Raw genomic sequence first — 25,802 nt, forward strand, 5'->3', positions numbered from 1 at the left:
AAAGAATAAGAAATTTAAATTTAGGGGACGGGTTAATTATTAAATTATAATTGACTTTTAATGTGAAGCGTTGAGTAAAATCAGCGCTTTTTTTCATTCAACAATTTTTTAAAGCCATTCAGAAGAAAAAAAAACTATAAAAAAGTATAATTATCTAGTTTTGAGTAAAGTCAATAAAATGTTTAAAAAAAGTAAAGATAAATACGCTTTTGAAATCACATTACTATTAATGTATGCGGCTATTTTCTATTTAATTTACACTATTTATTAAATGAAAACGAAAAAAATATTTTTTGATACAGTCTTTATTGTTGTCTCGACTCTAATATTAATAATTCTATCGGAATACAAGCTCTTGGAAAAATACATACCTTTTTCACTTATACCTATTTTAATAGCATATCAATTAGGTAAGTATTCGGAGAAAAATTTTTAATAAATTCTATGTCTATAAAACTTAACAAGTTCGGTCTGATATTTTATTAAATATGAACGTTAATTCTGTCAGGTAGAGTAGTGGAGTAAGCCTTTTCTTTGTTTGATTTTTTTATAATATCCTCAATAAAATCTTTTGCAAGGAGTTCTTTGAGTACATCATATTCTTTATGATTTTGGTTTGCTTTTTTTGCTATTTTAAGTTTTAGTTCTTCATATAACTGTCCTTCTATTTTATTATTTCTCAAATATTCTCTAAAGCTTAAATGTTTGCTTAACTCTAAATTATCAACATGACAAACATATAAATAATGTTGAATAGAATCTAATATATGGTGTTTATAAATTCAGTAACGTGTTTAACTATCAATTCTGGAGATTCTAATTGGGGAAAATGACCAATAGATTTTAATTTAATAACGTTAGGATTAGGCACTATTGCCATATACCTATCAACAGTTGATTTACCAGTAACTGGATCTTGTAATCCGTTTATAAATACAATCGGGATTTTCTCATATTTAATTGAATTTTCCCAACGTTCTTTATTAACAATCCGATCTTTAATAGCATGAACTAGTTTGTTATTAATCCTATTGCCTTTATTTTTGCATATTAAATACCACTGATCTATTAAATCTTGTTTTGAAGGTTTTGTATTTTCTCCAAACACCTTCTTAAAACTATTATCAAAAAGAGGCTTGTTTATAAGTGATGAAACATAACTTCCTATTGGACTACCTAATAAAGTCTGAATTACAGTTGCTTGATGTGTTTCTGGAAATAATCCTCCGTTAAGTAGTGTAACTGATCTAATTTTAAAAGGATATTCTAATTCATTATCAATTAATCGAGCTATCAACTCTTGGGCAACATTATCTCCATAATCATGAGCTAAAATATGAAATCGTTTAATTCCTAATTGTTTTAAAAATGCTTCTTGAATATCAGTTTGAATTGAAATGGAATAGTCAATATCATTCGGCTTATCAGACAATCCAAAGCCTAACATATCAATTGCGACTAATCTATATTCTTTTTTTAATTCATCCCATAGTAAATTCCAATCAAAAGAAGAAGAAGGATAACCATGAAGTAATAATATTACCTCCTTTGAACTATCATTCGTATCGTGATATGAAATATTGAAATTTTTAAATTTGAAAGTTTTAGAGGAAGATTTCCATTTCTTAAGTTTTTCGCTAATTGTATTTTCATCAGGGCTTTTATCAGTGCTGGCATATATAAACATCAATAATCCTATGAATAAGATTGCTAGTAATACTTTTTTCATTTTAATCATTTTACTTTGTAAGGATTATTCATAAAATCATAGCGGAAAAACAGAGAAAAAACTATGTACAAGAAAATAGTGATTAAGAAAATTGAACTTGAAGTCATTAATAGTTTTGTGTTCATATTTTATTTCATTGAATAATACTTACAACTATATTTGATAGTTTTTTCTTCACTTCAACGCCTATTGATTATATATTGTTCTATTGGTATTTATTTTGTATCGAAAAGTATATCAGCATTTACCCAATAAACTTCTCCTTTTTCGACTCCTGCCTAACCTTTTTTATCTGGGGTATTATACCTTCTAGAATAGATGAAATATTTTTCATCTGAAGACATATAAGGACAATAATAACGCCAATTACTCTCGTATTTTAGTGATATTTCTTTAGGTTTTGTCCATTCTCCATTCTCATTAAATGTTATTTGAAACTTACCTTGTCCATTTGTAATAGCGTAACGTTCATCGGGTGAAACATATGTTATTAATTCCTTGTTTTCTGTTTTAACATTTATAATAACAGGTGCTTCAAATTTTCCATTCCCTAAATATTGTGCACGATATGTCTGCATTCCTCCTTTTTTGTTCGGTCTATTGGAACGAAAGTATAAACTCCCTTCTGCAGTAACAACAGGATAGGTTTCGATATATTCTGTAGAAATAGAAAATTTTACTTTAGAAGCTAAACTCCATTTTCCATCCACCTTTCTGCTCATATAAATATCTGGAGGTATTGCATAAAGCTCTTCTCGTGAAATGTCATTATTATAAAGTTTTGGATCAACACCGAGGAAGTACATGGTCATTCCGTCTTTTGTAATTGTAGGATCACAGGCAACTGAAATTAAAATAGTATCTCCATACATCTTAATCGGTTCAATGTCGGACCATTTACCATTTATAAGTTCAGAATGATGAATAATAAAGCTATTATCTACAATTCTAGAGAAGAACATCTCCGTATGATCATAATTAAAAACCACATTCAATTCGATATTATCAGTGTTGACAAACGATGGAGCGAATAATTTCGGTATCGTAGAAGGGGGGTGTTGATCAAAATATGAAACTTTAGCTTTTTTGCAGCTAAAAATCGTTAACAACACCCAAACGACTAAAAAGCTGTCTGTCTTTTTAAAATTATAAATCATTTTTTTTTGTTAATTTTCAATTTGAGTTTCATTTTTTTACAGCTATAAAATCTGATGAATAAAAACCCCGATGTTTTCTCGACTAATTTTTCCTGACCCATAAAAATCAATATTGAAACCTAGACCTAGACTAGTTTTTTTGAAAGTAATTCCACTACGAAAATAGAGCAAACTCCTCTCATGAATGGCATTTTTTAATTTATAATTGTAAATTCCTTGAACTCTAGTATACAGTTTTAATGATTTTGAAATCCTAGGTTTAAATTCGGCAATCCCAACATTTTGAAAACTAGTATTTGTTGCAAAAGCGATACCCGTGCTGAGAACAAATAACCATTTTGAGTTTACAGAAAGGAACTGTAATCCAGCAGTAGGAACAATACCCTTTATAAAATGATATTGCGGACCTATAGTGGCAAACAATTTATTGCTTATTTTATATGTTAATGCATTTGAAATAATTAGTTCGTTAGGTTGATTAGTATTATTATAAGGAGTAGCAACTGTAATAACACTGAAATAACCAAACCTCTCACTATTTCCTAGCTTCATATTTAAAATTGATAAATAATTTACCTGACGATGACCAAACATTGTTTCTACAGGAATAGAATATCTTTTTGATTTTTCTGTAGTTTTAGTTATTTTAATTTCTGATAAGTTATTTATTAAGCTATCCTTTTCTTGTTGTGCAAATCCAATACTAATGGGCACTAGGAATAGCAATAAACTAATTCTAATTTTCTTTACCATAACTTCATTTTATTCACTATTTAGTTTTTGTTACTAGGATTATAAAACTTAATTATGATATATTTTACTTAGGAAGAAAGTACTGTCAGTTTTAAAATTAACTTGTTTTAGAGCGTTTTGAGATACAATTGCGAGAAGATTAATAATAGAAAAAGTAATAAAGAACAATATTTTAAACATGTAAATTAATTTGATAAATATATTATCAAATATGAACAAATGGACATTAAAAATATTTGATATTTATCAAATAATGAGCTTTCGACTATGAAAACAGTATCCATTAATTGTTGAGTAACTAAAAAAATAGATATGTATTTATACTATCAATATTTTCCAATAATTGATTTGGATTTTTCTCAACTTTTAATTTTTAATTCAGATTCAATATTAACCCATTTAATTCTCCATTGATTATCTGAATGTTCTCCTACAGTAAAAAATAAAAATCTATTATCCGGAGTTACGTAGGGATTTCCTTGACCTTTCATATTTATGTTCTTATTTAACTCTTTTGGATTAGACCAATTTCCTCTACCATCATTAAAGCTTATCATTAAATCCAACTGATGACCAATTCTCGCAAAAATTAGATAATCCTCTTTTGGACTAACATAAGGAGTGCAAGCTCCATTATCTAATTTATTTGAGGGAATAAATTTTACTGCATTACTAAACTTCCCTTCGTACTCCTTTGATCTGTAAATATTCATTTCACTATAATCTAAATTACTTGAATGAAAATAGAGTACACCGTTAGATGTTATTGTTGGATGAGACACTAGCTTATTTCTCAAATTAGGAATGTCTATAAAAACTGGCTCACTCCATTGCCCGTTAATCTTTTCGGACATCCAGATATGCCAAGTATTACTTATTCCATTACTAGTAACCGGTCTGGTTGAACTGAAATATACTTTTTTCCCATCCGGTGAAAAACTCATACCATGCTCATTATATTCTGTGTTAAAAAAAGCTTCTTCGGGTTGAGACCATTTTCCATTGAAAAACTTAATTGCAAAAACATCAAAATTTTGAAACTTTTCATCAGATAATGTGTAATAATATTCTTCAAAGTCTGGACTGAAAACACCTTTGTGTATTATCATTCCATTTGGTACAATTTCGTTTTTAAACTCATTAGGGATTTTTCCAGGTAATTCCTCTATATTATATAAATGGTTTCTGGTTTTAGTTTTACAACCAATAAAAATTAAAGCTGTAATCACGATTATTTTATTCATTTCTTTATTATAAGTTACACTAAAACAAAGCTTAAAAAGTTAAATACCTAACCTATATAAAAGAGCTTGGTTTTAAATTTGAAAAAATTTCTTCTGTGAATTCAAAAATTAGTAAATGACCTTTATGAGGATATAGTTTTAAACGAGCCTCATTAATTTCATCTTTTAATAATTCAGCCCACTTAACAGGAACATTATTATCTTTTTCTCCATGCCAAATTGTTACAGGTACTTGAATTTTACTTAGCTCAAAGTTCCAATCTTTAACTAGAATTTTAGAAATCTCAAAAGCAACTCCTTTGCTTCCGTTTCTAAAAGCCTCCTTAAATGTATTTTCTAACAATTTAATTACTAAATCATTTTCCAACAATTTTTTATCAGATTCACTCATGATTTTTATAAAACTTTCTAGTGCTAATTTTGGGCTTTTTGTTATTTTCTTATATTGAATTTTTAAGGCTAATTTTAATGCAAAAGGAAATAATTCGGCAATTAAAAGTAATGATTTAACTTCTTTGGATAAATACTTTTTACTTCCTTTATTAAGCGGAATGAACCCACTAATTATTGCTACTTTATAAATCCTATCAGGATATAAATAACTTATTCCCAATGCAAAAGGTGCTCCTGCTGACATTCCTACCACAGAAAACTGCTCTATTTGTAAAAAATCAATCAATTGCTTTACATCTTTAGCAAAATTAAGGATAGAACCATTTGGGTTGAATTCTGATAATCCATGCCCTGGTCTATCAATTGTTATAATTTTTAAATTGTTTTTAATTACAAATGAAAGATCGTAATGCATCTCTAATCTTGAGCTTTGAGAACCATGACAATAAATAATTGGATAACCATTAGGATTTCCATATTCTGCAAAACCTAACAACCTTTTATCTTTTAAAGTAATACTTTGGTTAGTAATATTTATCGTTTTTCTCATTATTTCTTTGTGATTGTAAGGGATATCGTATGATTTAATTTTTTGAAAGAATCAGTGCGAGTCCCGACCACAGAATCCATGCAGAGATACTAAACACAAAGATTCTAAATCCAATTAAACTAATAAAAGCAAAACCAGTAATACCTCCAATTAATGAAAAGATCAAAATTAGCATTCCAAAATAACCAATATAGCTAGATAGTTCTTGTAACTTAATTATTGTATATGAATACACTAAAATACCAACGCTTAGCGCTATTATAAAAACGTAATCTAGAGCTTTATTTATTGTAAAACCATAACTTACTATAATATTTAAAACAGATTCGTTTTGCTTTAATGTCTGTGAATATTTATTCAAAAAATTAGGTAATATTAAACCATTGAATAAGGCAGCCAACAATGCAGCCAATAACCCTAAAGTCACTATTATTAATGCTAACTTAGACAACCTCATTTGTCCATGAAGTTTATCTGATAAGCCATAAAAACCAAAAATCATAAAAGGTACACAACATATGGCAATGGAGTGGGCTATTTGTATTTGAGAAGATTGATTTATAATATCTGATAATGAACCACCCGAAGGATGCAAAATCATAGTAATAATCGCAAGAAATGAACCTATTGTTAATGAGATTCCGCTACTTTTATAAAATTTATTTTTCATTGATTTAAAATTTTAAGTTAGCGCAAATATCTATGGTAATGTAAAAAAGTTCACTTGACCTAAATCAAAAAAATATAATTAATTTATTCGATTACGAACACGACTTAGTGTTTCTGGTGAAATTTTAAGATAAGAAGCTATCATTCCCAAAGGGAATTTTTGAAGTAACATTGGTTTATTATTTAAAACATATTTATATTTCTCATCCGCAGATTTATTTTTATCAAAAAAATCAAGTCGATTATTTGCTTTGTTTAAAATTTTACCTAGTTTCAAAAAACTTTGTGATACTCCTATTAATTCATGGATGCCTTCTATAGTTAATTCATATACCTGACTATCTTCAAAAGCTTCAATAGAGTATTGTGATGGCTTTCTAGATACAAAGCTTTTGTGATTTAGCACCCAATCCTGATTACAATAAAGATCTATCACATTTATATTAAAATCATTATCTAAATAATATTCATATAAGCTTCCGCATATAATAAAATAAACTGATGAACAGACATCACCTTTGTTTAAAATTGTATCACCTTTTTTAAGTTGTTTATTTAATAGCTTTTTACTCAAAAGTGAAATTTCTTCTTCTGAAAGTTTGATAATAGAAGTTAAAAAATTTGTCAATGAAATTTCCATCAAAAGCTTTTTTTGTATGTTTTTATTTTACTTAAATAAATGAATAATTTACTCACTAGCACTAACTATTTTAGGTCCTTTAATGACAAACCATAGAATAAAAATTACTTCTCCGATAGTTAATATCTCTGATATTTCAAATATAATATCTAATTCCGGGTTTATAATTTTTACGAAAGCACTCAAAATATATCCAATTCCAGCGAAATATAGACAGTATCCAATCCAAGTGTGAAAATAACTAGATTGAACAACCAAACTTCCCAATGGAAATAACCAAAGCCCCCAGAAAATTGTTGCTATGGTCAAACTATACCATTTTATATCTAAGTGATTCATCATAACCTCTGGATTTTCAACCGTTGAAAGAGCTTGTAAACTGTGAACATCTCCAAATAAAGCTATAGGTGCTGCGACTAAACTAAAAACTAACATAAACAAAGCTTGAGAATCATTTATATTTTTGAAAAGTTTGTAAAGTAAAACAGGTATAACTACCACTAATAATTGTGTACAAATACTACTAAATATTCCTATTCTAAAAAGTAATTGGTTTGCTCTAATATTGTTTGCTGTCTCAATTGAATTTTCATTAACTATAAAAACTGAAGGAATATACATTAAAGCAAACATTCCTACTATCATCCAAATAGGATATAAAACGCGAAGTGTAGAAGATATATTTTTCATTATTCAAAGATGTATTTAATAATTAGATGACGATTGAATTTTAAAAATGAAACATGAAATAAGTTGTAAACAAAAGTCAACTATTTTTTTATCCCTAATTTATTTCAGGAATTTAGCTCATTAATTATTTGATTTAAGGCTATTTTAGCTTCTTTCATAACTGGTAAAAAGGGCCATATGTGAGGCATGTTTTTTCCAATAATTACCTGATGTAGAATGTTTTCATTTTTTAACTTGTTGATAGCTAGAAGTTGATCAGGATACATAATGTCATTTTCTGAAATGAACAGAATAGTTTCTGGGAAGTTTTTAAAGCTTCCATATATAGGAGAAATCATATTATCTTCTAAAGAAACCTCACCTGCACACATCTTTTTTGCACTCAATATTCCTTTCATCGAAAGCATTGGATCTACATTTTCAATTATAGGAATATCTGTATTAGACATTGAGGCATCCATAACGGGAGATACTAAAATTAATTTTTTAGGTAATTCTTTAGTTTTAGCAATTAATCGTTGCGTTAATGCAGTTACTAAAGTTCCACCTACTGAATCTCCAATTAGAATAATATTCTCAGCTTTATAATTTTTCAAAGCTCGATTATATATAGCATCAATATTATTGGAAATTTGCCTTATTTTAAACTCAGGTGCTTTTGGGTAGTTACATAACCATATTGTAAAATCAGTATTCTTTGCTAAGGTTTTAACGGTATCCCAATGATGCTTTGAAGGCCCAGAAATAAAGGCACCACCGTGAACAAAGATTAAAAGCTTTTTTGAATCACCGCTTTTGTATTCAATCTGAGTAACCAGACTTTCTAATACTTTAAATAGTTTAGTGGTATACTTTTTAAAAAAGGAACCTTTTGGTTGGTAAACATCTTCTTTTCGTATGGTTTTATAATCTACAGGATCATTACTAAAACTTTTTTTAATTCCTTTTAGTTTAATTATTCCGAGTGTTAGATAATACGATATGCTTTGTTTCATCATATGTTGTTTTTAAACAATTTACGTTTAAAAAACCTTTTTCTAAATTAATAATTACCGAAGAGTGTAATTCTTGATTATCTCTTAAATCATAGGCTTATTCCATTAAGGTACTTACATTTGAGAAATGGTTTAATAGCATAGTAAGACTTAATTAATTTCCTCTAAATTTTTCTTAATTCCACTCTTCGGTTTTTTGCCCTATCATCTTCAGTTGAATTGTCTTCTATTGGTTTAGTTTGACCGAAACCTTTACTTGTTAATCGAGATTCGTCAATACCCTCATCTAACAAAGCTATAAGTACTGATTTAGCTCTATTATTAGAGAGTTTAAGATTTGTATTTTCATCTCCTGTATTATCTGTATGTCCTTCAATACTTATTTTTAAATCAGGATTAGATTTTAGCATTTTAGAAATCTCGTTGATTATTTCATAAGATTCAGCCTTTATTCTTGATTTACCCATATCGAAATTGATAGATAAACTAACGTAGCCTTGGCTATTTATATCGTTTATCATTTTATCTGCAGTTATTTTTTCAATGGTTTGTTCGAAAACTTTCTGCTCAACAACTCCAATTGATTTAGAACTGGAAGAAACCTGAAATCCTATTTTTTTATTTGGTGTTTTAAGTAAATAAAGGCTTACCGGATAATTAACTACATCTCCTGAATAAAACTCATGCATATGATCATAAATACTATTTGGATCTTCTCCCCATTTTGAAGTAAATTCAGTAGTCATTTGGCCATCAAAAATTAATACCGCTCCAATACTTTTTAAGTATTCTGAAACACTCTTCTCAAAATAATATTTTTCAAATTGTTTTTGACCTTCCATTTCAACTTTCATTCTTTTGACCTTACCATCGAGTACGAAAAAATTAGCTCCATTGAAAAACTCGAGTTTATCAAACTCATAAGATTCGGATTCATTCTCATTGACAATCATATTCTTTGGAGGAGTGATATATGGGAAAGCTCCTATTTCAGAATTAGATTCACTTATTTTGTCCCAAGAGAATTTTTCAAGAAGACCATTTGAGGACTTTTCTTCTTGCTTTTGATTAATGGATTTGAGTTCTTCTTTTTTAAGAGGCTCTTTTACTTTTTTATCATTTTTATAAGCTACAAAAGCCATGAATATTATTAACGAAAGTGAAATTATTTTACTCATTTTTAATTTTAGTATATGTATGATACTTAATTCTTAAATTGTTTCCTTTACTTACTTAAATACCACTCTTGTTCCAAATCAAATTCTATTGAAACGACAAGTTTTTCTTTTGTATCTACACTCAATAAACAAAGACTAACATTTCCTTTAACTCTGTATTTCCCAGTTGTATAATACGTTCCTTTTTCAGTAACCCCCAAATCAATTACATCGTTAATCTTTAATTGGTTCGGGTGGTTTGATACTAGCACATAACTATCAGATATATCTTCTAGCATGTTATTAATTATAGCATCTTTATAAGTTCGCTCACTAATTACATTTTCTATAATCGAGAAATTATTTTCATCAACATTTGTATCGAGAGTTACTATGGGATAAGTTCCAATTTCCAATTTGGGATTAAGAGAGTTATGTGTTCTTCTAAAACTAAAGTTCAATTGATATTTCTCTTCCATAGCCTGAGTCAATGTCACTCCAAATAATGTAAGAATACTTTCTTTTTTCATAGCATTACTGCTACTCATAATATAATCCGAAGTAATGCCTGTATCCATTCCAATGGTAACTTTACAATAATAATTATCCTGCTCTTTTGTTTCATTATTGTAATAGTAAGAAGACTCCGAAATCTCTTGTGTTTCCATATTTTTGTTTGTAATCTTCTTCTTAAAGGATTGTAACATGGTTGAAAGAACTAAGAATGTATAAATAAGATTTTTCATTAAAGTATTTTATTGTTTGTAGGTATATTATAAATAGACTTTACCTGTATTAAGTTAAATTCCAAAGTAATTCAGAAAATCTATCCAATGCAGCATCCCAACCGTTCAAAACCCCCGTTTTTTCTTGTTGTATTTTATACGCTTAGGTGGGATGAACTACATTGAATATTAAGTTTGTTTTATTTTTTTCTTTTTCAAATATTGTTTCTAGTATAACACCTTCTGTCTTTGGTCTAAAATTCGCTTCTCGCGTTATTCGTTCTTTCGGTTTAATTTCTGTAAAAACACCTTCTGCTACAAATTCCAATCCGTTTTGCATTGACATTATATATTCCCAATTACCATCAATGTTGAAATTATACTCTTTTATTTCTGTTTTCATTCCATTAGGACTAAACCATTTTATAATATAATCGGGATTTGTATAACAATCCCAGACTAAATCAATAGGAGAGTCAAACGTTCTTTTTATACTTAATGTATTTTTTGATGTATCCATTTTGCTATTTTTTAATTTAAAGTTCTTGACGTTCCATAATTAATTGCCCCATCATGTTATTTGTAATTTGTTTTAGGACTTTTTTGGTTAGTTTATCGATAAAAAAGGTAGTTAGTATTTTGTTATCAGAAATATCAGTGGTAGTATCAACTTTCCATACTTTTCGTTGCTCTCCATTAAAATCTAGAATTGAAGATTCTGTATTTTTAATATTTACATTCATAACCCCAACTTTTGATTTTGGATTGTAATCAAAAATGTTTATGATAGCGGTATAATTATCTTTTAGTGGTAGTAATCTTATTATATGAGGATAAGAATTACTATCGAAATAAGGTTTATTAGTGGTTTCTAGAATTTCTGTTGTAGAATTAGTCTTTAAATTTTTAAAATAGCCATTGATTTTTTTTCCATACTTCATGACCATTTCCCTTTGAGGATTAATAGATGAATGATATAAAGGTTCAAAATTTGCAGAGTTTACGACTATACTATCAACCCATTGATTATTGGCTTGATTAGGTATTTGTAATTTTGTTATGATTGAAATATTTTCGTTTGTTTTAACTAATGAAGTATGAATTTTCCCTATTGTTTTTTTTTGAGAATTAGCAACAAAAAACATACTCATCGTGTATTTTTCAGGAAAAGATAGAACTTTGTCGATTTTGAGATTTAATGGATGTATCGTTTTTTGACAGTTTACTGTTGAAATATAGATTAAACAGAGTAGAGAGAATAAAATACTTTTTTTCATCATTATAGTATCGATTATTAAGTAACAAATATGAAGATATGATTACAATAAGTATTTGATATATATCAAATAATCATATCATTTTATAGAAAGGCTAGAGTTATTCTAATATTTCAATGCAGCATCCCAACCGTTCAAAACCTCCGTTTTTTCTTGTTGTATTTTATACACTTCGGTGGGATGAACTACATTGAATATTAAGTTTGTTTTATTTTTTCTTTTTCAAATATTATTTCTAGTATAATACCTTCTACCTTTGGTCTAAAATTTATAACCCAATGAAATTTGGAATACACTATTTTTTGCATCTGGATTTTCATATACCGCAGAAACTCCATAACAATATCTGGTTTGAATAATCATATTGGAACCTAGGTTATAACCTAATCCGAAGTTTAGTGAGAAATCAAAACTTGAAGCATCTGTTTCTTCATCAGGTATAGAGCTATCTATATATTCAATCTTATCATTAATTAAAAATGATATTTGTGGTCCAACCTCGAGGCTTAAGTTCTCGAAAAAGTAGTATTTTGCTAAAATAGGCATCGCTAAATAATCAATTTTAACTTTCGAATTATTCTCAACTACTTCACTACCTTGTCTTGTGTATAATAATTCTGGTTGAAGCGAAATTTTTTCATTAAACTTAAATTCAGCAAATGTTCCTACATGAAAACTTAATAAATTATTTAAATCCTCATCAATATCAGGTACATTAACATTAGCAATATTTAAACCTCCTTTTAGACCGAAATCAACATTTTGAGCTGCAATATAATTTGTAAAACTCAAGAAACAAACAGTTAGTAATAGTGGTATTTTTTTCATAATTTATATTGGTTTTTAATTAATCTATTATTTAACACTGTACATTTATTTAAATTGATAAATGAATGGCAAATATGATTATATGGATATTGAAAACATTTGACATTTATCAAATAATGAATTTTGATTATGAAAGAATAGAAAAAATGAATTCTGTAACAAATGTTTAATTTTAAGGTCTAAATGAAGAGCTAAACTCTAAAGTAAAAATGTAATGGAAAACCTATTAAAAGCCTTCAGAGATATTGGAAATTTATCTCCCGAAAATGAAAAGTTATTACTCGCTACTATTGAAAGGGTAGAATATCCTTCGAAAACAATTCTTCTTGAAGAGGGTAGAGTTTGTAGCAGTCTTTATTTTATAGAAAAAGGCTTAACCAGAATTTTTTGTTATAAAGATGGTAAAGATGTTACTTGCTGGATAGGACCAGAAAATGAATTTGTTGGTGCTATAGGTAGCTTTTTTACTCAAGAGCCCAGTAATAAATGGATAGAAACTTTAGAACCATGTGTCTTATGGAAATTTGATTACGCCAAATTAGAAGAATTATTTTCTTCTAGTAGAGAACTTGAAAAAATAGGGCGCATATTTAGCAATCAAGGAATTTTATTGTTAGACAAGAGACTTGATAACATTCATTTTAATACTGCGGCAGAGCGTTATGAGATTTTCACCAAGACACACCCTAATATACTGCAAAGGGTTCCATTAAGTATGATTGCCTCTTATCTAGGAATGACTCAAGAAACACTGAGTCGAATAAGAGCTCAAAAATGATTTTTTGATATTTATCAATAACCATGTTGCTGCTATTAAATACTTTTATTTCTACATATGGATATAATTACTAAAGAATTTAGAAGCAAAAACGGTATTATTAAAATATCTTGTATTCAAACGGGAAAATTAGCTGTTAAAGAAAGTGTGTATAATACTCAAAAGCAAGGATTTTTAAGTACACTAAAATCTTTTTGGGATAAAAACTATTGTGAGTGGCTACCCGTATATACTTTTTTAATCGAACACCCTGAAGGAGTATTTTTGATTGATACCGGAATTACTTCCGATGTCAAAAAAAAGGCTCATTTCAAAAACATAGATGTCGTTTCTAGATACTACTTTACAAACCAAATGCTTTTTGATGTTAGAGTAGAGGAGGAGATTCATAATCAATTACATACTATCGGACTCAAAACAGAGGTTATTGACAAGGTTATTCTCACACATTTACATGTTGATCATACTTCGGGTTTAAAATATTTTCCTTCAAATGAGATTTTAGTAAATCAAAAGGAGTGGGATACTATGGATAGTTCTTTCCCTAAATTGTTTCCTAAAAATCAGATTTTCAGTAAAGTTAAAATGGCTGATTCATTTGAGAATTTTAACAATGCCCATTTTGTAACTGATGCTAAAGATTTAATTATGATTGAAACTCCAGGTCATACACGCGGTCATTGTTCAATTATATTAAAAATTAATGAAAACCAATTTATAGTGTTTGGAGGAGATGTTGCTTATAATGAATATAGGCTTTTCAATAAACAATTTTCTTCTACTATTAAAAGTCAAAAAGAAAACAGAAATAGTTGCGATGCTATTATTGAGTTTGCTAGAAATAATAACACTATTTTTCTTTCCTCACATGATTCTGAAAACGCCAAAAGATTAGTTGAAAATATACAATTAAAAGTTCCTTAGATTTTTTTGTTTTTTGATATATCTCAATATTTATTTCACTTCTACAAAATAAATTTGCAGATTAAGAAAGAAGGTTAATTGATGTTAAGCTTATTCTTAAATCATTATTAATCATAACTTAATCTTAAAATTATTTATGAGAAGAATAGCCTTGAGTTTATTTTTTTGTGGATTTACCATTTACGTAAAATCTCAAAATATAAGTGTTGAAAATTCAACATATGGAATACAAACTGGATTCTTAGGAGTTTGGGCTCATAATGAATTAAAACTCACAAATTCGATTACATTAAGATCTGAAATAGGATTTGATAGTAGTATTTGGAGCGGAAATTTTTATAATGAAGTCGGTTTTTTATTAGCACCTGTAATTACAATGGAACCTAGATTTTATTATAATTTAAACAAACGTATAAAGAAATCAAGAGTAATCAATGGTAATAGTGGAAATTTCATCTCATTAAAAACGAGTTATCATCCTGATTGGTTCGTAATTTCAAATACAGATGATGTGAAAATTATAAGTGATATTTCAATAGTTCCAACGTGGGGAATTAGAAGAAGTGTAGGAGGTCATTTCACTTACGAAACTGGATTTGGAATTGGTTACAGATATAGTTTTGCTAAAGAAGCAGGATATTTAAGTAATAAAAGTGATATAGCCGTGAATTTACATTTGAGAATAGGATATCGCTTTTAATATAATAAGGATATTAAATAGTTTAAATCTAACAAATAATTGAAAATAAATTCGAAGCAAGCAATCAGATTGATGCTGGGGTTATTAACTTTTGTGTTGTTTTTTCATTTTTGCATCATACTAAAAATTGTATCTTATGAAATAACTTGGGGTGGAAGATTGAAAAATGATATTGAAATGTACTTTTTTGAAGGAATTTCAATTAGTATTAATCTGCTTCTATTTTTTATTTTATTAGTTCAAGGAAAATATTTAGAATTAGATATACCTTTAATGCTAATAAATACAGTTTTATGGATTTTTCTTGTTTTGTCGTTTTGAATACAATTGCAAACCTTTTTGCTCAAACCAATTTTGAGAGAATTTTATCACTGTTAACTTTAATATCAGCAATTTTAACATGGACAATCTTAAAGAAAGACACTAAAACCAATATAAAACATGGCTTGTAAAGTATTTAAGAACAACAAGTTGTATGGGATTTGAAAAATGGAAATATTAATAACAAAAGGTGAAAACAGAAATACTCTTACTTGTAAAAGAAAAGACGGAACTTCAACAAGTCTTAATCTTGGACCAGATATTCCGAACCATGATATTGCTCATTATATAGTTGAAAAGGAATTTAAGTTGGAAAATGGTTTTTATGGAAATATAAAATCTGGAATGACCATTGAAGAGTTGTCTGACAAAGAAATAATCAAAAATTTAGGTACTGAAACTTGGTTATCTGAAATTATGGCAAGAAATCTTCAAGCTATTAGTTCTGGTGCTGCGAAAACCGAACAATTCATTGAATTAATAAATTGGGAGGCTCAAAACATTAATGGAATCGTAGTTCCTGATATGAATTTAACAGATATTGAAAGAATGAAATCGGAATTTGATAAACTTTGCCAAAAATGGAATTTAATACCTGAAAATGGACAGCTAAAACTGAATTTTGAATAGAAAAATTACACACAACAACGTATAATAGCAACTGAGGTAGGTTCAACTTCGTCCGAATCCACTCGAAATTACAACACCTTTGTTAAAGACGAAATTAAATCATATTAACCCCTAACTGATGGTTATACCAAACACTTAACAACTATTAAATATAACATGAGAATAGTAAAACGAATTCTTAAATTTATTAGCATACTTATTGGGATTTTATTATTGACAATAGTTATTATAATATTCGTTGATAGCCAAAATACTAATTACCTAAAAGTAGAGAACAATGAATTTGCAAAAACTAATTCCTATCTAATTAAGAATGTAAATATTGTTCCAATGAATCAAGACACTATTTTAGTCAACAAAATGGTGTATATAAAAAATGGTGTAATCAAGAACATAGCCAACAAAATTGAAATCAGTGATGTTAAAATTATTGATGCAAAAAATAAATATTTAACACCTGGTCTTATAGATATGCACGTTCATTTATGGGATAAATATGAGCTTGGTTTATATTTATCTAATGGTGTTACTGCAGTTAGAAACTTGTGGGGAATGCCAATGCATTTAAGACTTAAAGAAGCTATAAATAATGATGAAATTATTTCTCCAATATTTTTCACAACAACTCCTAAACTTACAGGGCCAGAATATTTAGGAGATGATAATTTACAATTATTAAATCCAAGTGATGCCAAAGAAAAAATAATTTCATACAAGAAAAGAGGGTATGATTTTATTAAAACTTTTTATGGCTTAACCGAGGATATCTTTGACACAATTATTAAACAGGCAAAGATTAATGATATGGATATAATTGCTCATCCTTCCCAAAAAGTACCTTATTCCTATCATTTTAATAGACAAATAAAATCTATTGAACATGTAGAAGATATAATACAGCAACCATTAAACTATACTTTGGATACACTAAAATTAAAAGAAGTTATTAAGGATTTTGCAAAATCAAAACATACTTCCTTTAGTCCAACATTAACGGTTTATAATAACATTTATCAAATGCTCATTGATGATAATATTTTAGAATTAGAGCAATTACAATTTATGAATCCTCTGATTAAAATGGTCGATAGTGAAGCAGAATTTGAAAGGTGGTCTGCTGCAAAATTAAAAGATTCTTCTGTTGTTAATGTTATAAAAAAACAGCATGATTTTCATATAAGTATCATCAAAAAACTGCATGAAGTTAATGTTACCTTTATTTGTGGCACTGATGCTGGAATAGGTATTACAATACCCGGATTTTCAATTCATCAAGAATTTTCTTTTTACAAACAAGCAGGGCTTTCTAATTATGAAATATTGAAAACTGCCACAGTAAATGCTTCAAAAACTCATTCAATTATGAATGATATGGGAACTGTAGAAGTTGGTAAAATGGCTAACCTTCTGTTAATAGACGATAATCCTTTACTAAATTTGACTACGTTACAAAATCCTTCGGCTGTTTTTATAAAGGGAAGAAAATTAAATAGAGAGAACCTCGATAATTTTGAAAAACAAGCTAAAAATCGCAATAATTTAATTGTTTCTGCCTTGAGGTATCTTGAATTCTTAATAGTTGAAAAATAAAATGTAGCTAAAAAAATATTAAACCTTATTAGCTAATACCTAATGATAATAGATATCGAAAACTTTTTCAACGAGAATTTATAAAACGAAATAATTACAAAACTAAAACCTTTTAATTTTGTAAAATAATAAAGCGCTCGGTAACGGTAATTTTACGATAGCACATCATAACTATTAAATGTATAAAGCTATTCTTATTTACTGGGCATTTTTTTATTTAATGTTTTATGTCAGTTTATCCATAACAAAGTTGAAGGGTATCTTTTTGTTTTGGCAAAAACTTCTTTTAAGACAAACTTTTATTATTTCTTTTCTTATGAAAAATTTGTATTATGTTGCAATAAAATACTTTTTAACTGAAGTAATCATAGGAGGGAAGCTCAATTTCTATGTAATAGATTATGATTAATTATTAACATACTTCACACATAATCTTTTTAAGAAGTTTTCGTGCTACTATTTTCAATATCTTTAAGCTTATTTTGAAAAAGTTAAAAAATGACCATATAAATTTTGGTTATTTTTAGTAATGAATATCCGTTTTAAGTCATAAATAACGTTTTGGCGTCATTCCGAATTTATTTCGGAATCTCATAACGCTGTTAAGCAAATATTTATGATGAGAACCTGAAATAAATTCAGGTTGACGTTTTTCTGTATTTTTCAAATAATTATAGTGAATTAATTTAGTAAATAACAATGTCACATCGAGCGCAGTCGAGATGTTCTAAACAATGAAAAAAATTATTTTTCTTATCGTTTTAACATCGTTAAATTCTTTTTCTCAGAAGAATTTAAAACAACTATTGAAAAAATTCAACCAAGAATCAGTTCCTTATATTCATGTTGAAAATTTAAATGATAAAGATGAAAATACTGTTTTATTAGACGCTCGTGAACCAAGAGAATTTGAAGTAAGTCATCTAAACAAAGCTATTTGTGTTGGGTATGACCATTTCGATTTACAAAAAACACTACAACAATTACCAGAAGATAAAAACACCAAAATAGTAGTATATTGTTCTCTAGGTATTCGTTCAGAAGATGTTGCTGAACAACTTAAAAAAGCAGGATACACAAACGTATTCAACTTATATGGAGGTATTTTTGAATGGAAAAATAATGGGAAAAGGGTTTTAAACAAAAACAATAAACCCACAGAAGAAGTCCATGCTTTCAATAAAAAATGGGGAGTATGGTTAACGAAAGGAATTAAGATATATGAGTAAAAATTTGTTGATGATTTTTACCAGAAATCCTGAATTAGGAAAGGTAAAAACTCGACTTGCAAAATCTCTAGGTGATGAAAAAGCACTTGAGATCTATAAATTCTTATTAAACAGAACAAAAGAAGTAACACAGCAAACATCATCTGATAAGGCTGTGTTTTATTCTGTTAAGGTGAGAGATAATGATATATGGGATGCTACCATATTTCAAAAATTACAACAAGAAGGTGATGATTTAGGAGAACGAATGCAAAATGCATTCACCGCTGCTTTCTCAATGGGATATGAAAAAGTTGCCATAATTGGGAGTGATTTATACGATTTAGAATCACATCATATCGATGAAGCATTTAATCAATTGAACTCAAATGATGTTGTTATTGGTCCAGCAGAAGATGGTGGATATTATCTATTAGCCTCAAGGCAAGTGTATCCAGATATTTTTAAAAATAAAAATTGGGGAACCTCATCTGTTCGAGAAGCCACTTTAAACGACTTAAAAAAACAAAGTGTATTTTTATTGCCAATACTTAACGATGTTGATGTTATTGAAGACATTCAAAATCATCCAGCATTCACACAATTTTTAAATTCATGAAACAGCAACAACTGCAAGAAACTATAAAATATCTAACCGATAAAAATATTGATACTCCAGAAGTAGGAATCGTATTAGGAACAGGTTTAGGTAAGTTAGTTGACGATATAGAAATCACTCAAGAAATTCAATACAGTGAAATTCCAAACTTTCCAGAAGCAACGGTTGAATTCCATTCAGGAAAATTAATTTTTGGAAAATTATCAGGTAAAAATGTAGTTGTAATGTCTGGTCGTTTTCATTTGTATGAAGGTTATACTCCTTGGGAAGCTACTTATGGAATTAGAACAATGCACGGATTAGGAATTAAAACTCTTTTAATTTCAAATGCAGCCGGAGCAATAAATCTTTCTTACAAAAAAGGAGATTTAATGTTAATTGAAGACCATATCAATTTACAAGGTAGTTCTCCATTAGCTTTTAAACAAGCAAAAGAATTCGGGAACATTTTTGCAGACATGTTAGAACCGTATTCAAAAAAATTAAACGACCACCTGAAAGTTATCGCAAAACAGAACGACATAACCCTACATGAAGGGATTTATGCAAGTGTATTAGGTCCGCAATTAGAGACACGTGCGGAATACAGAATGCTTCAAATACTAGAAACAGACGCTGTTGGAATGAGTACTGTTCCTGAAGTAATTGTAGCTAAACAATTAGATATTCCTTGTTGTGCGATTTCAGTTTTAACTGATGAATGCAACCCTAAAAATTTACAACCTGTAGATATTGCAGATATTATTGCAGTTGCGGGTAAAGCAGAACCAAAATTGGTTACAATTTTTAAAGAATTGATAAAACAGCTTTAAGTTAGAAGTTAGAAAATCATAAAATTTGGTGATTGAGCGAAGTCGAAATCGAATTTTAAAATGAATTATAGCTTCGACTCCGCTCAGCCACCGTGATTTGAAAATTTAATTCATAAATATAATAGACTAAAAAAAATCAGTAAAACAACATTAGGCACTAATTACTGCCAACTATTTACTGTGAACTAAATACTAAACAATATGAGTTATTTAGAAACAACAAAAGATGTATATAAAGAAGCAGCATTAACTCCAGACGTTGGATTATGCTGTACTACAAATCCTATTTGGGAACTTCCAGGATTAAAAATCCCTAAAATTATGCAAGAAATGAACTACGGTTGTGGTTCTACTGTGCATGCAAGAGATTTAACTAACAACCCTAAAATGCTATATGTTGGTGTTGGTGGTGGAATGGAATTACTACAATTTGCCTATTTCAATAGAAATAAAGGCGGTGTAATTGGTTTAGATGTAGTTGATGAAATGTTGGAAGCTTCACGTAAAAACTTTATTGAAGCTGAGGAACAAAACGATTGGTTCAAAAGTGAATTTGTTGACCTACGTAAAGGTGATGCAATGAATTTACCTGTTGAAGATAATTCAATTGATGTTGCTGCACAAAACTGCTTGTTTAATATTTTTAAAGCAGATGATTTAAAGAAAGCTATTGCTGAAATGTATCGTGTTTTAAAACCACACGGACGTTTAGTTATGAGTGATCCAACTTGTGAACAACCAATGAATGAAACATTACGTAATGATGAACGTTTACGTGCATTATGTTTAAGTGGAAGTTTACCAATTGCAGAATACGTTAAAATGTTAACGGATGCTGGTTTCGGTACGATAGAAATTAGAGCAAGAAAACCATATAGAATTTTAGATCCTGTAAATTATCCTACTGAAGAACTGATTTACATTGAATCAATTGAAGTTGCTGCTATTAAAGATCCAATGCCAGAAGACGGACCTTGTATTTTTACTGGTAAAGCAGCAATTTACTTCGGAGAAGAAGAGTATTTTGATGATGGTAAAGGACATACATTACTAAAAAATCAACCTTTAGCTATCTGTGATAAAACTGCAGGTGCTATAGCAGATTTAGGAAGAAAAGATATTTTCATTTCAGAATCTACTTTCCATTATGATGGTGGAGGATGTTGCTAAATCAACATTGATTTAAAATCTTATAAAACAGACTGTCTAAAAAAGTTGTCATTCCGAACAAAGTTAAGGAATCTATTGAATTTTACTCCATAATTTACAGATTACTTCAAAATTAAAATTTTTCGTAATGACTTGATTTACAATCTTTTTAGACAGTTTTTTATTTTTTATACTTTGTATCGTAATTTCATAGGATTTACCTCGACTTAATGTGTCGAAACTAATTAATGCATTACAAGAATATTCATACTGCAATTTTACTTTTTGCCAATTCTCCTGAAGAAGAATTGAAACAAAAAAATATATCAGGTTCTAAAAATCTGTATGAATATTTTAATGAAGAAACACTATTAAAAGCTAAACAAACGGGTTTAGATGTTGTGCTTTTCTCAGATGTAAATCAGGTTGGAAAAAACTTTGGTGAACGCTTTAGTAATGCCATAGCATCAGTTTTTAAACAAGGTTATGATGCTGTAATTACTATTGGAAACGATACTCCTGATTTAAAAACTCAGCATTTACTTTCTGCCAATGAGAATCTTCAGAATCAAATTCTCACTTTGGGACCTTCTATGGATGGTGGATCTTATTTAATTACACTTTCAAAAAGTACTTTCAATACCGAAGAATTTCAGAAGTTACCTTGGCAAAGCAATCATCTTTTTACTGCTTTAGAACAGTATTTAAAATCAAAAAAGCATACTACGAAGCATATTGAAATTTTAAAGGATGTTGATGAAACAAAAGATTTATATTATTTCATAAATAGATTCAGAAATACCAGTCTGATTCTAAAACATCTTATACTTTCAATCCTTTCTTTTCCTAAAGAGTTTGTAGTAAAAATTTTCAAAACCTACAATTCAACATACTCTTCTGACACCTTCAACAAAGGTTCTCCTTCAATTGTGATTTCATAACAAACTCAATTATTACGTCGCTGTGTTCCTATGAACAGAATTTTCATGAATGATATTTCATCTAAGTTCTTACCATAGAATTGTCGTGACTGAACATCAAACCAATTCATTTACTGAAACACATTATTACAAACATGAAAATTTCAATTTTTATAGTTTTATTATTTACGATACAATTCACTTTTGCACAAGAAACTACAGGTATTCTAGAAGGAAAAATTACTGATAATACGAAAACTTCTGTTCCTTATGCGGCAGTAATTCTTACTGATTTAGATACCAACTCAAAATACACCACAACCTCTCAAGAATCTGGTCATTATTTAATTGCAAATATTCCTCCTGGAAATCAATATCAATTAGAAATTCAATTTATCGGTTTTCACACATATCAGAAATCTAACATTCAAATCAACTTAGGAAAAACAACAACTTTAGATATCGTATTAACTGAAGAAAGCACAGCTCTCGATGAAGTTGTTATTAATTCTTCTGTAACTATAAAAACTAGAAATATTTCTACGGAGCAATTGCTTAAAACCCCATCAATTAGTAGAAGTGTTCAAGATGTAACACGCAATTTATCTGATGCAAATTTGAATTCATTCGGTGGTGCAAGTAATCGTTTTAACAATTTTAATGTGGATGGAATTGCGAGTAATGATGTTGTTGGTTTTCAAGAACCTGCAAGTGGCGCTTCAGGATCATCAGCCAATGGAACACCAGGAAGCCTTTCAAGAAGTCAGCCTATAAGTTTTGGAGCCATTAAAGAACTTTCTGTAAAAATAGCTCCGTTTGATGTTAGCATTGGAAATTTCACAGGAGCCAATATTAATGTGGTAACTAAAAACGGGACTAATACAACGCAAGGTGAAGTTTATGGATACGGAAACAACCAGCTTTTAATTGGAAAATTTGCAGAAGGAAATGAGCAAAATGTTGATAGCTTTTATGATGTTCAGTTTGGTGCTGGACTAGGTGGCGCTATTAAAAAAGATAAATTATTCTATTACCTAAACGTAGAGCAAGCTATAAGTAAAACTCCAGTTTTAGGAGCTCCTGGAACCAATGCATCTAATATTGATCAATCCACAGTAATTGCTATTGCCGATAAATTAAGAAACGATTATAATTATGATCCGGGTGCATTTGAGAATGCTGATATTCAAACTGCTTCAACCAAAATATTCGCGAGATTAGATTATAATTTATCTGAAAATCACAAACTAACTTTGAGGAACAACTTTGTAAAAAGTTTTGCTGACAATTTAGAATGGAATCAGGCAGTATTTAATTTTGGGAATCAAGGATATCGTCATAATAGCATTTTAAATAGTACAACTTTCGAGCTAAATTCTAGTTTATCAGAAAACACCTCTAACATCTTAACTTTAGGTTATAACAAAGTAAAAGAAGATCGTTCTTACGATGGTCGTGTTTTTCCACATTTAGAAATTAACGATTCTTCAAATAGAATTTTTGCAGGAACATATAGAGAAGCCTCTATTTATAACACCAACTTGAATACTTTTCAGTTAACGGATAAGCTCACCTATTATAAAAACAATCATACTATTACAGGTGGATTATTATTGCAATACAATGATATTGATTACGGTTTTTTAACCGCTTGGAATGGACGTTGGGCTTACAATTCTGTTGATGATTTTTTAAATGATATGCCATCAAGAATTCGTGGAGTTTATCATGTTTCCAATAATACTTTCGATTTTGTAAATAGCCAACCATCGGCTACAATAGATGTACTTACCACTACTTTTTACATTCAGGATAAAATTAAAATCAACGATAAATTTACTGTAAATGCTGGTGTTCGTTTAGACAATCAATTGTTATTAGACGATTTACCTTTAAGTCCTTTAGTTACCAATACTCCAGAGTTTAGTCAGTTTACTAATAAAATTGATGTGAATCCACATATCAATCCAAGAGTAAGTTTCACCTACATGCTAGATGAAGATAAAAAGTACACACTCAGTGGAGGAAGTGGAATATTTACGGGAAGAATTCCATATTTATGGTTTGCTTATGCTGAATACATTTCTGGGACTGATTATTTTAATGTTGATATCCGACCAAATGGGAATGTTGTTCAATTAGAAGAAAATCTAGGTGTCTTAGCCAATCAACAACCAGGATTAACCGAAATCAACTTAATTGACAACGATTTTGAATTGCCAAGAGAGTGGAAAACTCGATTGAGTTTTGAAGCTAAGCTTCCTCAAAACTTTCGTTTTTCTGTAGAAGCAACCTATACAGATGTTTTAAAAGGAATCTTTTTTCAATCGATAAATAGACGTCAAGAATTTGGAAATTATTCAGGAGCAGACAATCGTTTATTCTACAATGGAACTCGAGTTAACGATGATTTTACCAATGTGTTTTTATTAAGCAATACCAATAGAGGATATCGTTACAATATCAATTTCGGACTTTCAAAAGAAACAGAAAATTATGCTGGTTTCTTAGGATACACGAATGGGAAAAGTAAAGATGTTTCCAGTACAGTTCGTAATTCGTCTGCAGCAAACTTCGAATGGAATCAAGCTATAAATTCACATGATCCAGATGTGTCTTTTTCTAACTTTGATCTTCGTCATAAAATTGTTTCTTCTCATAGCTACAATTTTGATTTTAAGAATAACTATCAATTACAAGTTTCTGCATTATACACAGGAACATCAGGAAGTCCATATTCTGTGGTTTATCAAGGAGATGTAAATAGAGATGGATCTTCAAGAAATGATTTGGTATATATTCCTGCAAACCAAAGTGAAATTCAATTAACAGATATTACCGATACTAACGGAAATGTTTTGGTTTCCGCTCAAGAACAATGGACTCGATTAGACAACTTCATTAATAATAATGACTATTTGAGAGAAAACAGAGGAAGTTATGCCGAAAGAAATGGAGGAAGAACTCCTTGGAATCATCAATTAGATGCAAAATTTGTATTGAATATTCCATTTAAAAATAACGATAATTTACAAGTAAGCTTTGATATTTTTAATGTATTGAATTTGTTAAATAAAAACTGGGGGCGTTTAGTTTTTGTACCTAATGTTGTAAATTCAAACTTTAACTTATTGGAATTTCAAGGAATACAAAACAATCAACCTGTATATCAATTCACATTAGATGAAAATGCAAAACCTTGGGTTCTTGATGTGATCAATTCTAGATGGAAAGCACAATTAGGATTGAAGTATTCGTTTTAAAAACCATTTTAAAGATTCATAAACTAGTAAATTTTGCTGTTTGTGTTTTTTATAAAATAATCGACTATCTTAGTATAAGTA

26 protein-coding genes are annotated in these 25,802 nt (G+C 29.0%); 11 read left to right on the plus strand and 15 right to left on the minus strand.

What is annotated here, in order from left to right; translation table 11 throughout:
* Window positions 1-482: 482 nt before the first annotated feature.
* The 15 genes from ACOSP6_RS04905 to ACOSP6_RS04975 all read right to left on the minus strand — a co-directional run bounded on the left by ACOSP6_RS04905 (window position 483) and on the right by ACOSP6_RS04975 (window position 12,807).
* Window positions 483-782 (minus strand): GrpB family protein, encoded by a 300-nt coding sequence (locus ACOSP6_RS04905; RefSeq protein ID WP_422092683.1) that lies wholly within the window; start codon window positions 780-782, stop codon window positions 483-485.
* Window positions 761-1,729: an alpha/beta fold hydrolase gene (locus tag ACOSP6_RS04910; protein ID WP_422092607.1), complete on the minus strand. Its 969-nt coding sequence runs from the start codon at window positions 1,727-1,729 to the stop codon at window positions 761-763. Before ACOSP6_RS04910 ends, ACOSP6_RS04905 begins: the two co-directional genes overlap by 22 nt.
* A gap of 278 nt (window positions 1,730-2,007) precedes the next feature.
* Window positions 2,008-2,886 carry a hypothetical protein gene (locus ACOSP6_RS04915; protein ID WP_422092608.1) on the minus strand — a complete coding sequence of 293 codons (879 nt, stop codon included), beginning with the start codon at window positions 2,884-2,886 and terminating at the stop codon, window positions 2,008-2,010.
* A 42-nt stretch (window positions 2,887-2,928) separates the two neighbouring features.
* A complete protein-coding gene (locus tag ACOSP6_RS04920) occupies window positions 2,929-3,639 on the minus strand; it encodes a hypothetical protein (RefSeq protein ID WP_422092609.1) in 711 nt (236 codons plus the stop codon).
* Window positions 3,640-3,998: 359 nt separating this feature from the next.
* Window positions 3,999-4,883 carry a hypothetical protein gene (locus ACOSP6_RS04925; protein ID WP_422092610.1) on the minus strand — a complete coding sequence of 295 codons (885 nt, stop codon included), beginning with the start codon at window positions 4,881-4,883 and terminating at the stop codon, window positions 3,999-4,001.
* A 52-nt stretch (window positions 4,884-4,935) separates the two neighbouring features.
* Window positions 4,936-5,826, minus strand: coding sequence for an alpha/beta fold hydrolase (locus ACOSP6_RS04930; RefSeq protein ID WP_422092611.1), 891 nt, complete (start codon window positions 5,824-5,826; stop codon window positions 4,936-4,938).
* Between the two features lie 34 nt (window positions 5,827-5,860).
* Entirely contained in the window at window positions 5,861-6,496 is a 636-nt protein-coding gene (locus ACOSP6_RS04935; RefSeq protein ID WP_422092612.1) for a hypothetical protein, read from the minus strand.
* 78 nt (window positions 6,497-6,574) lie between these two features.
* Window positions 6,575-7,135 carry a Crp/Fnr family transcriptional regulator gene (locus tag ACOSP6_RS04940; RefSeq protein WP_422092613.1) on the minus strand — a complete coding sequence of 187 codons (561 nt, stop codon included), beginning with the start codon at window positions 7,133-7,135 and terminating at the stop codon, window positions 6,575-6,577.
* Between the two features lie 48 nt (window positions 7,136-7,183).
* The gene (locus tag ACOSP6_RS04945) at window positions 7,184-7,825 is read right to left on the minus strand and encodes a DUF4386 domain-containing protein (protein WP_422092614.1); all 642 of its coding nucleotides are present in this window, start codon (window positions 7,823-7,825) and stop codon (window positions 7,184-7,186) included.
* A 104-nt stretch (window positions 7,826-7,929) separates the two neighbouring features.
* Window positions 7,930-8,823, minus strand: a complete 894-nt coding sequence (locus tag ACOSP6_RS04950; RefSeq protein ID WP_422095703.1) for an alpha/beta hydrolase — start codon at window positions 8,821-8,823, stop codon at window positions 7,930-7,932.
* Window positions 8,824-8,984: 161 nt separating this feature from the next.
* Entirely contained in the window at window positions 8,985-9,998 is a 1,014-nt protein-coding gene (locus tag ACOSP6_RS04955) for an OmpA family protein (protein WP_422092616.1), read from the minus strand.
* A gap of 47 nt (window positions 9,999-10,045) precedes the next feature.
* Entirely contained in the window at window positions 10,046-10,723 is a 678-nt protein-coding gene (locus tag ACOSP6_RS04960) for a hypothetical protein (protein ID WP_422092617.1), read from the minus strand.
* 142 nt (window positions 10,724-10,865) lie between these two features.
* Window positions 10,866-11,222, minus strand: coding sequence for an SRPBCC domain-containing protein (locus ACOSP6_RS04965; RefSeq protein ID WP_422092618.1), 357 nt, complete (start codon window positions 11,220-11,222; stop codon window positions 10,866-10,868).
* A 16-nt stretch (window positions 11,223-11,238) separates the two neighbouring features.
* Window positions 11,239-11,982, minus strand: a complete 744-nt coding sequence (locus ACOSP6_RS04970; protein WP_422092619.1) for a hypothetical protein — start codon at window positions 11,980-11,982, stop codon at window positions 11,239-11,241.
* Between the two features lie 258 nt (window positions 11,983-12,240).
* Window positions 12,241-12,807 carry a porin family protein gene (locus ACOSP6_RS04975; RefSeq protein ID WP_422092620.1) on the minus strand — a complete coding sequence of 189 codons (567 nt, stop codon included), beginning with the start codon at window positions 12,805-12,807 and terminating at the stop codon, window positions 12,241-12,243.
* Window positions 12,808-13,021: 214 nt separating this feature from the next.
* Here ACOSP6_RS04975 and ACOSP6_RS04980 point away from each other — a divergent pair, with 214 nt between their 5' ends.
* The 11 genes from ACOSP6_RS04980 to ACOSP6_RS05030 all read left to right on the plus strand — a co-directional run bounded on the left by ACOSP6_RS04980 (window position 13,022) and on the right by ACOSP6_RS05030 (window position 25,721).
* Window positions 13,022-13,585, plus strand: coding sequence for a Crp/Fnr family transcriptional regulator (locus ACOSP6_RS04980; RefSeq protein WP_422092621.1), 564 nt, complete (start codon window positions 13,022-13,024; stop codon window positions 13,583-13,585).
* 57 nt (window positions 13,586-13,642) lie between these two features.
* On the plus strand, window positions 13,643-14,509 hold the full coding sequence (locus tag ACOSP6_RS04985) for an MBL fold metallo-hydrolase (protein WP_422092622.1): 867 nt from the start codon (window positions 13,643-13,645) through the stop codon (window positions 14,507-14,509).
* Window positions 14,510-14,645: 136 nt separating this feature from the next.
* Window positions 14,646-15,209: a hypothetical protein gene (locus tag ACOSP6_RS04990; RefSeq protein ID WP_422092623.1), complete on the plus strand. Its 564-nt coding sequence runs from the start codon at window positions 14,646-14,648 to the stop codon at window positions 15,207-15,209.
* Between the two features lie 489 nt (window positions 15,210-15,698).
* Window positions 15,699-16,160, plus strand: coding sequence for a hypothetical protein (locus ACOSP6_RS04995; protein WP_422092624.1), 462 nt, complete (start codon window positions 15,699-15,701; stop codon window positions 16,158-16,160).
* A gap of 156 nt (window positions 16,161-16,316) precedes the next feature.
* Window positions 16,317-17,750 carry an amidohydrolase family protein gene (locus ACOSP6_RS05000; protein ID WP_422092625.1) on the plus strand — a complete coding sequence of 478 codons (1,434 nt, stop codon included), beginning with the start codon at window positions 16,317-16,319 and terminating at the stop codon, window positions 17,748-17,750.
* A gap of 734 nt (window positions 17,751-18,484) precedes the next feature.
* Complete coding sequence (locus tag ACOSP6_RS05005) at window positions 18,485-18,979, plus strand: rhodanese-like domain-containing protein (RefSeq protein ID WP_422095052.1); 495 nt, start codon at window positions 18,485-18,487, stop codon at window positions 18,977-18,979.
* A 10-nt stretch (window positions 18,980-18,989) separates the two neighbouring features.
* Entirely contained in the window at window positions 18,990-19,577 is a 588-nt protein-coding gene (locus tag ACOSP6_RS05010; RefSeq protein WP_422095051.1) for a TIGR04282 family arsenosugar biosynthesis glycosyltransferase, read from the plus strand.
* Window positions 19,574-20,389 (plus strand): purine-nucleoside phosphorylase, encoded by an 816-nt coding sequence (locus ACOSP6_RS05015; RefSeq protein ID WP_422095050.1) that lies wholly within the window; start codon window positions 19,574-19,576, stop codon window positions 20,387-20,389. Before ACOSP6_RS05010 ends, ACOSP6_RS05015 begins: the two co-directional genes overlap by 4 nt.
* Window positions 20,390-20,590: 201 nt before the next feature.
* The gene (gene arsM, locus ACOSP6_RS05020; protein ID WP_348710475.1) at window positions 20,591-21,559 is read left to right on the plus strand and encodes an arsenosugar biosynthesis arsenite methyltransferase ArsM; all 969 of its coding nucleotides are present in this window, start codon (window positions 20,591-20,593) and stop codon (window positions 21,557-21,559) included.
* A gap of 227 nt (window positions 21,560-21,786) precedes the next feature.
* Window positions 21,787-22,479, plus strand: coding sequence for a DUF2064 domain-containing protein (locus ACOSP6_RS05025; RefSeq protein WP_422095049.1), 693 nt, complete (start codon window positions 21,787-21,789; stop codon window positions 22,477-22,479).
* Between the two features lie 134 nt (window positions 22,480-22,613).
* On the plus strand, window positions 22,614-25,721 hold the full coding sequence (locus ACOSP6_RS05030; RefSeq protein WP_422095048.1) for a carboxypeptidase regulatory-like domain-containing protein: 3,108 nt from the start codon (window positions 22,614-22,616) through the stop codon (window positions 25,719-25,721).
* The last annotated feature ends 81 nt before the right edge of the window (window positions 25,722-25,802 follow it).

The organism is Tenacibaculum sp. MEBiC06402, from assembly GCF_049239625.1.
In the GTDB taxonomy this organism is placed as follows: domain Bacteria; phylum Bacteroidota; class Bacteroidia; order Flavobacteriales; family Flavobacteriaceae; genus Polaribacter.